Origin of the sequence: Candidatus Desulfatibia sp. (assembly GCF_036446775.1) — a bacterium.
GTDB lineage: Bacteria > Desulfobacterota > Desulfobacteria > Desulfobacterales > UBA11574 > Desulfatibia_A.
On record NZ_JAZFTO010000090.1, the window covers coordinates 1 to 13,053 of the forward strand.

The window sequence follows — 13,053 nt, forward strand, 5'->3', positions numbered from 1 at the left end:
GGGTTACCTTTCGTTGGGTTCACAGAATCAGAGTTCACCACTGCCCGACCGACGGCAGGTGAGGTTCAGGGTTGTCTTTTCATGCGTTCACAGATTTCCCACCACTGGTGGGATTCAACGTTGTCTTTATTCGTTGAACCCTGGTCGCCTACGGCGCCGCCAGGCGGGTAAACCTCTGAACCCTGAACCTTTGAACCCGTGAACGGTTACTTAAAGCTTAAACCCTATTCGCCATCAAAATCGGGAACTTACTTTCCCCATAAAAAAATATGGCTCTTTACTGTCCTGGTGTCAAGGCTTAAAAAGTCACCGCGGCAAAGTTGCACGCAAGCAGGCCTTGAACCAGTCTATTTTACGATGATAAACAGGCAATTTATTGGTTGACTTAGATGCCTATAATGCTTAAAAAAGTCAATATATTGTTGCACATTAAGGGTGAAAAACTGACATGAAGTATTATGGTTAAACACGATTTGCCAATAAGAAATATTCTTTTCGATATTGAAGGCACCCTGGTTTTTAAGAAACGGCCCGTGCCCGGAGCCGTGGAGACCGTCCGGTATATTCATTCAGCGGGGTACAAGGCCAAATTTCTAACCAATATTACGCGCCACAGTCCCGGCGCCATTGCCAAAGATCTCCAAGATTTAGGATTCGACATCCGGGAAGAACAGATTCAAACGGCAACCTCTGCTTGTATAGCTTTTTTGCGGCGCCAGCCGCAAAAAAGCTGCCATCTGGTGGTGCCGGACGCGGTCGTAAAGATGTTCAAAGGCATTCTGTTAAATGATGAAGATCCCGACTACGTGGTGGTCAGTGATATCGGAAAAGGATTTACCTACGAGGTAATGGACAAGGCCTTTCTCCTGCTTGACAAGGGTGCCGAGCTCATAGCTTTGCAGAAGAACATGTTTTGGTTCGACGGCGAACGCAAGCGTCTTGATTGCGGTGCCTTTGTGGCCGGCCTGGAGGCCGCCAGCGGCAAACACGCCATCGTTATGGGTAAACCCGCGGCGGAATTTTTCAGCCTGGCCCTGGAAGCCCTGAGTGCTTCCCCCGAGGAAACCATTGTTGTAGGTGACGATGTGCTTACCGACATTATGGGAGCTGGGAGGATGCGATCCGTACTGGTGGGTACCGGAAAATTTCAGCCCGGTCACATCAAGCCTCCTTATGGTAAACACACATGGTTTATAGACTCAGTGGGAGACTTAGTAAGCCTTCTTAAAGACAATGCAAAAAGGTCCCCGAGTTAATATCCTGATTTAGCGTGGTTAGCCGATCCGTACTGAATTCGCCTAAGGTCGATCTCTTGGATCGAGACCTTTCAATAATTGGCAGTGTATTTATTTAATAAAAATGGCCGCGGACAAAACAGTAGTCCACCGCTGGCCTTTAGCGCTTGGAGCTGCCTGGCAGATACACTGTGACTCAACGATCTTGCCGGACATTCGGTATATTTCACGCCGTTCATCATAGTCCACGTCCGGATCGAACTCTATACCAAGGGTACTGGCCAGCATTGATGCCGCCAGATCTTCCGCATATTCGCCGGCTTCAAATTCGGTCTGACCGAATCCATGATGCTCGGAAAGATAACCGTATCGTCCGTCTTCTGCCGGCAAAGCCAATCCGATACTTGCCACGATCCTTCTGCCCGGCTCGTCTGTCTGTTCCTGCGCAAGTACACAGTGGGTAATTTCACCCGGTTCCAAGTGGGCCAGACCGGTTTCTATATCGATGATATTGCAATGAGGAGGAAATATCGATGAAACCTTAACCAGATTCAGATGAGCGATACGTGCCCCGCGCAGAGCATTCTCAAAAGAAACCAGCTTTTCTTTGTGGGTACCAACTCCTTTTGTAAAAAACATGTATCTGGGTACGTACATTATGCGATCTTCGAATTATATGATTATAAATTATTGATGATTGTTCCGGTTTTGCATTTCTTCTCGATGATATTTTGGAGCGTTTCAGAGCCTTGCCACTGGATGATATGAACACGAGATACTTGCTTGTCGAGAGCCTCAAAGGCCGATTCCATTTTGGCCACCATTCCTCCTTTGATGGTGCCCTCGGCGATAAATGCTTTTGCTGCTTGAATGGTAAGGTAACGACAAACATCGTCTCCCACCATCACACCGGGAACATCGGTGATAAAAACAAGATCCGTACATTGTACGCCGGCGGCCAAAGCCGCAGCCGCACTATCGGCATTTACATTGTAGCTTTTTCCATTTTCGTCAGCTGAGATCGGAGAAACAATCGGCACCTGCCCGTCTTTTATCGTACTTAAGACAACTCCGGCATTAACCTGCTTAATCTTACCGACATAACCAAAATCCCGGCCCCCACGGGTTAAGGGTGCGACTATAAATAGTTGTTCTGTTTTTCCCGACATTCGTCTGCACGGCACACCGTTTGCGCTTAACCAGGCCGCAATGCGTTGATTGATTTTTCCGGAAAGAACATTTTCGACAATTTTTATGTCATCTGACTGTGTAACCCGAATGCCGTCAACAAATACCGTTTGGCGGTCTGCATCTTTGAGGGCTTGAGAGATTTCTGCGCCCCCGCCATGCACAATGATGACTTCAAGATCCTGGTTTGATCTAATTACCGCGGCGAGGTCTTTAAACCCGTCTTCGCCTTCAAAGGCCTGACCTCCGATTTTAATTAAGATTCTGGGTTTCATCTTAACCATCCTTTCCTCAGTTGACGCCCAAATTCTTTTAATGACAAAATATGGCAGAAAACCGTCAGATGATCAAGGCATACTGTTCCCAAAATCATTTTGACATACAACATAAATATGGTAATAGTAATTTTCAAAATGTATATTTAATCCCAAAAATGGATTAACAGGAGAAAAAAATGGAAAGATACGCCGAGCAAACGCAGCAAGAATTCGAAGGATGGGAAGAATTTTATTCCAAGATGGTTGATGAGAAATTAGATCATTTCAAATCAGAAGGCAGATTATTTGATATTATTTATGCCCAACAGTTTGACAGAGAATTTTTGGATTACCTCTGCAATCTGGCGGACATGATCAGAGGGCTGGCTAAAACAAAAATGGGCCAGGAAAAGCTAAGAAATCTTCTGCCTCACAAACGGGCCATGCTTTATTTTGTTCAACCTTCGACACGTACCTTCCTATCTTTTCAAACTGCCTGTTATATTCTGGGATTAAGTGTTTCCGAAACCCGTGGTACAACCACAAGCTCAGAGGTTAAAGGTGAATCCCCTGAAGATACCATCCGAACATTTGCCAGTTATGTCGATTTGATTGTATGCCGGCATCCGCAGGCCGGCTTTGCCGAAAAAATGGCATGGGTCTTAAATCAAACCGAGCGGCCGGTTCCGGTCTTAAACGGAGGTTCGGGACCGGATCAACATCCTACCCAGGCACTGCTGGACATTTATACCCTTGAAAGAGAATTTTATAATGTCGGCGGATTGGACGGAAAAAAAATAGCTATGGTAGGTGATTTAAGGCGCGGCCGAACCGTGCGGTCCCTGAGTTACTTGATGAAGAATTATAAAGACGTAGAATTATACTTTGTATCACCCGACATATTCAGAATGAAAGACGATATTAAAAGCTTTTTAGAAAAACATAATATTCCCTTCCATGAAACCGATGATTTCGAAAGTATCATGCCGACGGTTGATGCCATTTACATGACGAGAATTCAGGATGAATATGCTGAGAGCCCTTCAGGTAAAGCCGAAACCCATCCCGAGTTTCATTTCAAAACCAAGCATCTTGCCATGATTCAACCCCATTGCGTGATTCTGCATCCGCTTCCCAGGCGCTATGAAATTGAAGTCACGGTTGATAAAGACCCGCGCGCCGCTTATTGGCGGCAGGAGCGCTGCGGTATGTGGATCCGCGCTGCTTTGATTGCCCATATATTCGGAGTTGAACAGGAAATTTCTAATGAATTTTCCTGATGTCCGTTTTTTTCCGTAACGGTTCAGCCGCCATGCGGGGCTGAACCGTTACAAATTGCCAAAGTAACCACTAGTAACCGTTCACGGGTTCAGAGGTTCAGGGTTCAGGGTTCAGAGGTTCAACGAATAAAGACAACGTTGAATCCCCACCAGTGGCGGGAAACCTGTGAACGCATGAAAAATACAACCCCGAACCTCGCCTGCCGTCGGTCGGGAAGTGGTGAACTCTGATTCTGTGAACCCAACAGAAAGGTAACCCTGAACGTTGAACCCTGAACCGCTCAACCTAGGTTTTAGTATAAGGTTGAGAGCACTTCCTCTTCAGTCGGCACGTAATCATTCACATCATGCTTGGGGGGATATTTCTCTTGAGTCATCAGGCTAACGGGTACCATGACAAGCAGAGAGACAACCGGAGGTATCATGGTGTCCAAGCCCGCCAAATGCTCAGGAATTTTATAGTACAGAATTAATCGAAGCACCGAGCCAATAATAAATGCCGCCAGCGCCCCGGGTGTATTGGCCTTCTTCCAATATAGGCCTAAGGTCAGCGGGACGAAGCACCCGGCAAATACCACATCAAAAGCAAGCACCAGCAGAATTCCCGGCTCAGGTCTTACAATGGCCATATATATCGAACCTATCATTATTGGTATGGCCGCCAGCCGGGTGGCCAAAAGGAGTTTACTGTCGAGAGCTTTTCTGTCCTCCGTAGTATATTCCTTTTTCCAGATTTGGAGAATGTTCCTCTGCAGTATATTCCTGCCAAAGACTGAAGATACCCCTAACAGCCCGCCATCAGCGGTAGACAACCCGGCACCGATGATTCCGCCCAAAATAAATAGTCCAAAGATGAAGGGGAGATTTTGCGTTGCAACTCCTGTCATAACCATCCTGCTGTCGGCGACTCCCGGCAAAAGCTTCAAGGCCATCAGTCCTATAAATGAAGCCGCGAGGCCGACTACCAACGTCAGCCCTGCTCCGTAGTAACAGGCATTTTTTGCTGTCTTGGGACTCTCGGCCGCAAAGATTCTCTCCATAAAATCGAGTGCAACAACATCACCAAGGCCCAGGGCCAGAATGCCGGCCCAATTTAAAAGTGCACCATTCTCGACCGATGTTAAACCACTGAGATCGAGGTGCCCGGGCGGAATTGCCGCTGCGAAGTAGTCCCAGCCATAAGTATATAGCAGCCAAAGGGTAGCTCCCAAAAATCCTGCTATGGCCGGATATACCTGGGTGATGTCGGTGGCAACCACTGACCAAAGCCCACCGGAAATAGTGTAGATAAAGAGGATGACGGATATTACCAAAAGTGCCGCCAAATAGCTCCAGCCGAAAACATAGGCAAGTATCCAGGCGCCACCTGCAAGGTTGCCCGCCAGCAGTATAATAAAGCTAAAAGACATTGCAATTCCAACGAGGACTTCTACAGCCCTATTATACCTTCTATAGTAATAATCAGGCAGTGTGATCAGGCTCATCCGGTTCAGGGACTCTGCGTAGAACGTCCCTGTGACCGCCAGACAAATGGCCAGCCCAAGCGGAAATTGGAATCCAGCCCAGAATCCACCTGCATATGTCGCCGCTGCATTCCCCATGGTGGCGTTCGCATCCAGTGATTGGGCCAGCATGGTCGTCCCGACCAAAAAGAAGGGCAGACTCTTGCCAGCCACAATATACTGCTGGCCACTACCTCTAACTCTGTAATACATAATAATGCCAATTAAAAAAAATACCGTCAGGAAGGTAACTATACCAATTTGCCACTTAAGGCCTAAACCTCCTACAGTCACAACCATAATGGTCCTCCTTTCGTCTCAAAAAGTCAGATGAATTGAGCGGATGAAGACAAACTTACCTGTCATATTTTTTTCACACCAGCTAATAAATTGAAAACAGATCAGCTTGTTAAATTTTTATTAATAGCCCTCGATCTGATTCGGGAAATAATCCTCGCAGTCCCCCTCACGATAGACGTCCAGGGTGGTGCAGTGCAGCGCGCCGCCGAACGGGATCACCTTTTCATACGGAATCGGGACCACTTCAAACCCGAGCTTGTCCAACTGCTCGCAATACGCTGTCTCACCGGCTTCCACACAGACCGTCTTGGGATCGATGGAAAAAGTGTTCATCGAGATCCAGGACTTACCCTCGTAAAGCCCGGTCAGGTAGACCTTGTTTTTATGCACGCGAACCGGCCTTGCCGCCGGAATCAATTCCCAGTCGTTCTTCTTGAACAATTCCAACAACTCCGGGGTGCGCGGCGCCCAGTCCGGATTGTATATGGCCAGGCCCGGCCGCATCGGCACCAGGTTCACGTCAATGTGCCACGGATGGAAATTGTCCGGCTTGTTGGGGTCCATGGGGGTGTCGAACAGCACATGGTGCAAGCGCAGGCCGAGCGAAGCGAACATACGCTTCAGCCAGTCCATGCCGCCCTTGTTTGTCACGCACGAGGCCTGGTGAAAGATGTCCTTGCCAAAGCGCATCGCATCGGCGGCATCCCACAGAGGCTCTTTTTCTGTCAACTGGAACTCCCAGTTGTGCAGGCGCTGCTTCTTTTCTTCATCGGTCCAGGTGTTCTCGTAATCGTAGTAATAGTTCTTCACATAGGACTCGTCGGTCAGCATTGGCATAGGTGCCGCAAAATGCACGCACTCGGGATCCTCTTTGAAGTAGCGCTCAAAGATCGACCGCAGGTTAAAACGTTCATATATACGAGTGCGACGGACGGTCGTGGCCTCAATGATATAGTTGCCGTGGATCATGGTAACGTCGCGGACGTTGTTGACACCGTGGGCGTTCAACTGCGTCCAACCACATGGCGACGAAAACGGCTGGTTCAGCATGAAGGGCAGGATGTCTATCCGGTCGACGGTGACGCCGCGCTGCTCAAGCTGCTTCACAAAATAGTCCATCTGCTCATTGGCCGCATCCACCATCTCCTGCGGAAACGGTCCCCACTGTCCCAGCGGGAACCCGCCCAGGGGAAGGTCATACCACCAGGCCGGCTCCGGAGCGGGAACATTTGTGCCCTCCGGCCTTCCGACAATCACCCGTTTCAACGTATCCCATTCGTTCCAAGAATTCACTATCTTAGCCATTGCAAACTCCTTTCGTTAAGTTAATTAAAGTATTATGATCAATCTCCCAGGGTTGCCACCATGACGGCCTTGATAGTATGAATCCGGTTCTCAGCCTCGTCAAAAACAATAGATGCCGCCGACTCAAAAACTTCTTCAGTCACTTCCATACCTTCCAAACCGAATTTCTGGTAGATCTCCTCACCGACAACGGTATTTCTGTTGTGGAATGCAGGCAGACAGTGCATGTATTTCACCTTGGGATTACCGGTCAGGTCCATGGCCGCTTGATTGACCTGGTAGGGTGTCAGCAACTCGATTCTTTCTTTCCACACCTCGTCGGGTTCACCCATTGAGACCCAAACGTCCGAGTAGAGAAAATCACAGTCCTTGACGCCTGCCTTCAAATCATCAGTGATCATAAGAGTGGCGCCTGTTTCAGCAGCAATTTTGTTGGCGGCGTCTACAATTTCTCCTGTGGGCTGAACCGATTTGGGCGCTACCGAACGGAAATCCATGCCCATCTTGGCGGCGCCTACCAGCAGTGAGTTGCCCATATTATTCCTCGCATCACCAAGATAAGCAAACTTGATCTGGTGCAAAGGATTGTCGGAGTGCTCCATCATCGTCATAAAATCCGCAAGTACCTGGGTGGGATGGAACTCGTTGGTAAGGCCGTTCCAGACCGGAACGCCTGCGTATTTGGCCAGTTCTTCAACTAATTCTTGCCCGAAACCGCGATACTCGATACCGTCATACATCCGACCCAGGACCCTGGCCGTATCTTTCATGGTTTCTTTGGTCCCTAATTGAGAACCGGAGGGCCCCAGGTATGTAACCTTTGCGCCCTGGTCGTATGCCGCCACCTCAAAGGCGCACCTGGTCCTGGTGGAGGATTTCTCGAAAATCAGCGCTATATTTTTGCCGGTCAGTCGTGGTTGTTCTATTCCGGCGTATTTTGCTTTTTTAAGATCAATGGAAAGATCAAGCAAAAACTTGATCTCCTCGGGGGTGAAGTCCAGAAGCTTTAAGAAATGCCTGTTCCTTAGGTTAAAAGCCATGGCTTACTCTCCTTTCACGGATAATCACTTAAAGAAAATCATAATCGGGGGCGGCCCGCAAGCGGGCCGCCCCCGTATCAAAAGGGTTATGACTTAGAACAGCTTATGTTTTTTGCCGAAATCGGCCAGGATTTCTTCAAAATTAGGTGATCCGATTTCCTGCAAGTCATAAAATACCCTTGTATTCGGTTTATCTATCTTAAGGATCCTGTTCATGTCAATGGGCGTGGCCACGACAACCGCATCACATTCGGTATTGTTGATGGTTGTTTCCATGTCCTTTATCTGCACCTCGCCATACCCCATGGCAGGAAGCACGGCTCCGATATCAGGGTACTTTTCAAACGTCTCCGTCAATCTTCCCACGGTGTATGGTCTGGGATCGACTATCCCGGCTGCGCCGAATTTTTCAGCGGCAACCACCCCGGCTCCGATCTTCATCTCCCCGTGCGTGAGGGTCGGGCCGTCTTCCACTACCAGAACCTTCTTCCCCTTTATAACCGAAGGGTCCTCAACCGTGATGGTAGAGACGCCGTCGACCACCACCGCATTCGGATTTACCGCGGCAATGTTTTTTCTCACAGTCTGGATACCGGCGGCATCAGCACTGTCCATTTTGTTGATCACAACAACATCTGCAATCCTCAAGGTAGTTTCACCGGGATAATATGTCAGTTCGTGACCCGGACGATGCGGATCGACGACGGTAACGTGCAGGTCCGATTTATAGAACGGAAAGTCATTGTTCCCGCCGTCCCAAAGTACGACATCACAGCCGTCAGGATCATTTTCAACCGCCCTGATGATGGCCTCGTAATCGACGCCTGAATAGATCACATTTCCGCGAATTACATGGGGCTCATACTCTTCCATCTCTTCAACGGTACAATTATGCTTGTCCATATCGTCAATACTCGCGAAACGCATTACCTTCTGAGCGGCGATATCACCGTAGGGCATGGGATGCCGGATAGCAACCACCTTTACGCCTTTGGCCATTAATATCTCGATGATTCTCCTGGAGGTCTGGCTTTTACCGCAACCGGTTCGGACGGCACCCACCGAAACGACCGGCTTGGTGCTTTTGATCTGGGTGTCTCCCGGTCCCAGCAGCACAAAGTTGGCGCCGGCAGCGTTGACAACGGCGCTCATGTTCATTACATGCTGATTAGAAACATCGCTGTAAGAAAATACACAGTCATCTACTTTCAGATCTTTGATCAGCTTTTCCAGCTCCTCTTCAGCATAGATGGGGATACCTGCCGGGTACAGATCACCGGCCAGTTCGGCCGGGTACTTTCTACCTTCAATGTCCGGAATCTGGGCCGCGGTAAAGGCAACCACTTCGTAGTCCTGATTGCCCCTGTAATAGGTATTAAAATTATGGAAGTCTCTTCCGGCCGCACCAATAATGATTACTCGTTTTTTTGACATATCTCCTCCAATTTTTTTTTAGGCCCTGTTGCTAACTTCAACCCCTCGGCCTATACGATAACTATTTATTATAACTTCAGATCTCGTAAATAATGATAGATGATGATGTGGTGAAGTTTTGGACAAACCGCTCCATCTCTAATCAAAAAGTTGGGTTCAAAGGTTCAACGTTCAAAGGTTCAGAGGTCGGCCGCCTCGTTGTATTACCCCTATGGAATCAATGGTTAAGGAAAAAAGCGCGCAGCGCTTAACCTCTCCGAGGCGTAGGATCGTGCCTCTACGAGCCGGAGGCCTGAACCTGGAACCTGGAACCTTATAACCTAGACCGACCTGATGTCCAATTTATTTGCAATCCCATGGTATATAAAGGTCTACGGTCATTAATATAAGGTAAATAACGAGGTCTGAACTTGATGACTTATTTAGTAATTTCAGTCCCCACTTCACCTTTGACAGCTTTATCAATGTCTCCCAATTGGCAAATGACCCCCCGGTTGCCCGTATTTTGGAAAAACTGAGTGATGGCTTCAACTTTGGGTCCCATTGAGCCGGCGGGGAAATGACCTTCCTTCGTATATGCACTGATTTCCGCTAAGGTTACCTTGCCCAGCACCTTCTGTTCGGGTTTTCCCCAATGGACGGCAGCACCTTCAACATCTGAAGCGATGACAAAGATATCGGCGTTTATTTCCTGAGCCAGGACAGAACTGGCCAGATCCTTGTCGATCACCGCTTCTACACCGCGGAACTTCCGCTCCTGGCGGATCACCGGGATCCCGCCACCGCCGCAACAAATGACGATAAAGTCCATGGCAATGAGCTTTTTTATCTCACGGCGCTCCACGATGGCAAGCGGCCTTGGAGATGCTACCACCCGCCGGTACCCCTTGTCGGTTTGGGCCATGGTGTATGGCAGCTTGGATGCCTCTGCTTCAGTATAAAACGGGCCGATCGGTTTGGTTGGATTTTGAAAAGCAGAATCGTTTTCATCAACCACCACGTAAGTAATCAGCGTTACGAAGTGCTGCTGGCCATTAATTCCAATTTCCATCAGTGCCGTATCCAGAGAAGATTCAATCATGTAACCGATCTGTCCCTGGGTCATGGCCCCGATAATCTCTAAGGGCATTTTCGGGACCTCATCACAACTTTCCTGCTGTAGCAGCAAGTTCCCGACCTGAGGACCGTTGCCGTGAGTAATAATAAGCGTATAGTCCTTGGTCAGTTGGGCGATCTGTTTCATCGGCAACGTGAGGTTTTCCATCTGTTGCGAGGCCGTTCCTGTTTGTCCTTTTTGAATGAGGGCGTTCCCTCCAAATGCAATTAACACTGTAGGTTTCTCTTTCATATATTCCTCCCGCTCCGAATGTAACTAGCAGACTTTTTTTGATTTTGGCTAAATGCGTAGCAATTACAAGTCTTTGCTTTCTTTACTCTTTGCCGCCCTTTACGACAATACTATTTAAGTCTTATATATCAACGTTCTATGTTTATTGTTCAAAAAGGATAGAACGGTCGCCCTGGGCATGCTTCCAGACTATTGAGCATTTGTAGCAAATACAGATCTACCTTAACGGATTATATTAAAGCATTTGACACATGGGTCAAGTTCGTTGTATTCATAATATAAATTAATACCATACATACCCATCACCGAACAGCAACATAACCCGTGTACGACACTGGAAGTATTTGCAGGTTCAGCCGCCGGCGCCAAGTGAAGCTTTTGAATTCTGATTTCTATTCTCCTGAGAAATTCCTCGATACCTGAACGGATGGCAATACCGGCATTTTTGGATAGACACCCACAAGGACGGGAGTACTATCATGAACATTAATCTTCGAAACTTCGACTTAAATCTATTGGTATTCTTTGATGTCCTGATAAGCGAGCGTAATGTATCAAAAGCTGCTGAAAAGTTATTTTTAAGCCAATCAGCAATGAGCCATGCGTTGAACCGTTTGCGCGCCGTGTTGGATGATCCGATTTTGATACGGACGGAACAGGGGATGATGCCGACGACCCGCGCTCTGGAAATGGAGCTGCCGATTCGGGAGATGCTCAACCGAATTCAACGCACCCTCTATTCACAAAAGCCCTTTGATCCGGCGAACAGTGACAGAAAGTTCGTTATCTATGGTACCGAATATTTTGAATGCGTGGTGCTGCCGAAACTCATGGCGCGCCTGGAACGGGTCGCTCCCCATTGCAGCGTTATGGCTGAAATATTGACTTATGAGTTGCCCGAGTCCAAACTCACCCGTGGCGATGTCGATTTCATCGTAGGCGTCGAAGGCCTTATGGATATCCCCCCAAATCTGCTGAGCCGGACTTGGATTCAAGATTCATTGGTGTGCCTGGTCCGCAGAGAAAACAAAAAGATCGGCGATCGCATTTCCCTTAAGCAGTTTGCTGAAACGTACCATATTTTCCTTTCGATATTGGGCACGCCGTTTAAATTTACATTTTTGGATCAATGGTTAACAAAACAAAATATTCGGAGGAAATGCAGCGTTACGACCGCAGCTTTTTTGCCCGCGGCGCTGACCTTGGCAGAAACCGATTACGTCATGACACTGCCTCGCCGGCTGGCCCTCAAACTGACCGAGATCTTGGCGTTACGATTGGTGGAGCTTCCGAAGAATTTCCCAAAATTTCAGCTCAATTTGATCCGGCACCCGCTGTATGCCAAAGATCCTGCACTTATTTGGTTTAACCAGCAACTGCTGGATATGGAGAATCAATTGGACAATTAACCGGTCATCATATTGCCGGCCAAATTCGACCAATTGCGGGCATTAAATTTATGGGTCAAGCCTCTTTCCTGTTTGCCGCTAGCACGTAAAGAAACTCGAGAGCCAGTGTGGCCGCGGCCAGTGCCGTTATTTCCGCATGGTCATACGGCGGGGAGACTTCGACGATGTCCATGCCGATCAGGTTGCAGCCCACCAGCCCGCGGATAATCTTCAGTACTAAATCAGTCGACAGACCGCCAACCACCGGCGTTCCGGTTCCCGGAGCAAAAGCCGGATCCAGGCAATCGATATCGAACGTGAGATAAGCAGGGTGTTCCCCGACCACACGTCTTATTTCATTAATGATATCGCCGGCACTGTTATCCATTACCCAGGCTGCATCCAGAACCGTAAATCCGTGATCTTCCCGGATGTACTCCGAGCGAATACCGATTTGCACAGCCCGTTTTGTTGCAACAATGCCTTCATTTACAGCATGAAAAAACATGGTGCCGTGATTGTATTGATCCTGTTCTCTTTCCGTATCCGTATGTGCATCAAAGTGAATTAAAGCAACAGGGCCGTGTTTTTTTGCATGTTCCCGCAGCAAAGGCAACGCGATAAAGTGGTCTCCGCCGAAAGTCAGCATAATTTTATCGGCTGCCAGTATCTGAGCGGCATGTTGCCGGAGCTGCGTTACCATCTCATCGCTTTGGATGGGATTGAAACAAAGATCACCGCAATCGACAACACCCAGGACATCAAACACACTAAAA

At 48.3% G+C, this 13,053-nt stretch carries 11 protein-coding genes; 3 read left to right on the forward strand and 8 right to left on the reverse strand.

Annotated elements, in window-relative coordinates; translation table 11 throughout:
• Nucleotides 1-458 precede the first annotated feature (458 nt).
• A complete protein-coding gene (locus V3S16_RS04080; RefSeq protein ID WP_413883402.1) occupies nucleotides 459-1,256 on the forward strand; it encodes an HAD-IIA family hydrolase in 798 nt (265 codons plus the stop codon).
• Between the two features lie 90 nt (nucleotides 1,257-1,346).
• Here V3S16_RS04080 and V3S16_RS04085 read toward each other — a convergent pair whose 3' ends face one another.
• Complete coding sequence (locus tag V3S16_RS04085; protein WP_413883403.1) at nucleotides 1,347-1,892, reverse strand: pyruvoyl-dependent arginine decarboxylase; 546 nt, start codon at nucleotides 1,890-1,892, stop codon at nucleotides 1,347-1,349.
• A gap of 23 nt (nucleotides 1,893-1,915) precedes the next feature.
• On the reverse strand, nucleotides 1,916-2,698 hold the full coding sequence (gene argB, locus V3S16_RS04090; RefSeq protein ID WP_413883404.1) for an acetylglutamate kinase: 783 nt from the start codon (nucleotides 2,696-2,698) through the stop codon (nucleotides 1,916-1,918).
• A gap of 179 nt (nucleotides 2,699-2,877) precedes the next feature.
• On the opposite strand from argB, the gene pyrB reads away from it, so the two are divergent.
• Nucleotides 2,878-3,960, forward strand: coding sequence for an aspartate carbamoyltransferase (pyrB, locus tag V3S16_RS04095; RefSeq protein WP_413883405.1), 1,083 nt, complete (start codon nucleotides 2,878-2,880; stop codon nucleotides 3,958-3,960).
• Between the two features lie 293 nt (nucleotides 3,961-4,253).
• Here the strand turns inward: pyrB and V3S16_RS04100 are convergent, their stop codons facing one another.
• From V3S16_RS04100 to arcC, 5 genes are all read right to left on the reverse strand, one after another.
• The gene (locus tag V3S16_RS04100) at nucleotides 4,254-5,762 is read right to left on the reverse strand and encodes a sodium:solute symporter family transporter (protein ID WP_413883406.1); all 1,509 of its coding nucleotides are present in this window, start codon (nucleotides 5,760-5,762) and stop codon (nucleotides 4,254-4,256) included.
• Between the two features lie 120 nt (nucleotides 5,763-5,882).
• Nucleotides 5,883-7,067, reverse strand: coding sequence for a serine/threonine protein kinase (locus V3S16_RS04105; RefSeq protein WP_413883407.1), 1,185 nt, complete (start codon nucleotides 7,065-7,067; stop codon nucleotides 5,883-5,885).
• Nucleotides 7,068-7,105: 38 nt separating this feature from the next.
• Nucleotides 7,106-8,107: an ornithine carbamoyltransferase gene (argF, locus tag V3S16_RS04110; protein ID WP_413883408.1), complete on the reverse strand. Its 1,002-nt coding sequence runs from the start codon at nucleotides 8,105-8,107 to the stop codon at nucleotides 7,106-7,108.
• 93 nt (nucleotides 8,108-8,200) lie between these two features.
• The gene (locus tag V3S16_RS04115) at nucleotides 8,201-9,541 is read right to left on the reverse strand and encodes a cyclic 2,3-diphosphoglycerate synthase (protein ID WP_413883409.1); all 1,341 of its coding nucleotides are present in this window, start codon (nucleotides 9,539-9,541) and stop codon (nucleotides 8,201-8,203) included.
• Nucleotides 9,542-9,959: 418 nt separating this feature from the next.
• Nucleotides 9,960-10,889, reverse strand: a complete 930-nt coding sequence (gene arcC, locus V3S16_RS04120) for a carbamate kinase (RefSeq protein ID WP_413883410.1) — start codon at nucleotides 10,887-10,889, stop codon at nucleotides 9,960-9,962.
• 479 nt (nucleotides 10,890-11,368) lie between these two features.
• On the opposite strand from arcC, the gene V3S16_RS04125 reads away from it, so the two are divergent.
• A complete protein-coding gene (locus tag V3S16_RS04125; RefSeq protein ID WP_413883411.1) occupies nucleotides 11,369-12,298 on the forward strand; it encodes a LysR family transcriptional regulator in 930 nt (309 codons plus the stop codon).
• A 55-nt stretch (nucleotides 12,299-12,353) separates the two neighbouring features.
• Here the strand turns inward: V3S16_RS04125 and speB are convergent.
• On the reverse strand, nucleotides 12,354-13,053 hold a 700-nt coding region (speB, locus tag V3S16_RS04130), incomplete at its 5' end, for an agmatinase (RefSeq protein ID WP_413883412.1).

Excerpts from the sequence above, each read along its gene's own strand:
- V3S16_RS04080 (WP_413883402.1), top strand. The coding sequence starts at position 459 with ATGGTTAAACACGATTTGCCAATAAGAAATATTCTTTTCGATATTGAA.
- V3S16_RS04085 (WP_413883403.1), bottom strand. The coding sequence starts at position 1,892 with ATGTACGTACCCAGATACATGTTTTTTACAAAAGGAGTTGGTACCCAC.
- argB (WP_413883404.1), bottom strand. The coding sequence starts at position 2,698 with ATGAAACCCAGAATCTTAATTAAAATCGGAGGTCAGGCCTTTGAAGGC.
- pyrB (WP_413883405.1), top strand. The coding sequence starts at position 2,878 with ATGGAAAGATACGCCGAGCAAACGCAGCAAGAATTCGAAGGATGGGAA.
- V3S16_RS04100 (WP_413883406.1), bottom strand. The coding sequence starts at position 5,762 with ATGGTTGTGACTGTAGGAGGTTTAGGCCTTAAGTGGCAAATTGGTATA.
- V3S16_RS04105 (WP_413883407.1), bottom strand. The coding sequence starts at position 7,067 with ATGGCTAAGATAGTGAATTCTTGGAACGAATGGGATACGTTGAAACGG.
- argF (WP_413883408.1), bottom strand. The coding sequence starts at position 8,107 with ATGGCTTTTAACCTAAGGAACAGGCATTTCTTAAAGCTTCTGGACTTC.
- V3S16_RS04115 (WP_413883409.1), bottom strand. The coding sequence starts at position 9,541 with ATGTCAAAAAAACGAGTAATCATTATTGGTGCGGCCGGAAGAGACTTC.
- arcC (WP_413883410.1), bottom strand. The coding sequence starts at position 10,889 with ATGAAAGAGAAACCTACAGTGTTAATTGCATTTGGAGGGAACGCCCTC.
- V3S16_RS04125 (WP_413883411.1), top strand. The coding sequence starts at position 11,369 with ATGAACATTAATCTTCGAAACTTCGACTTAAATCTATTGGTATTCTTT.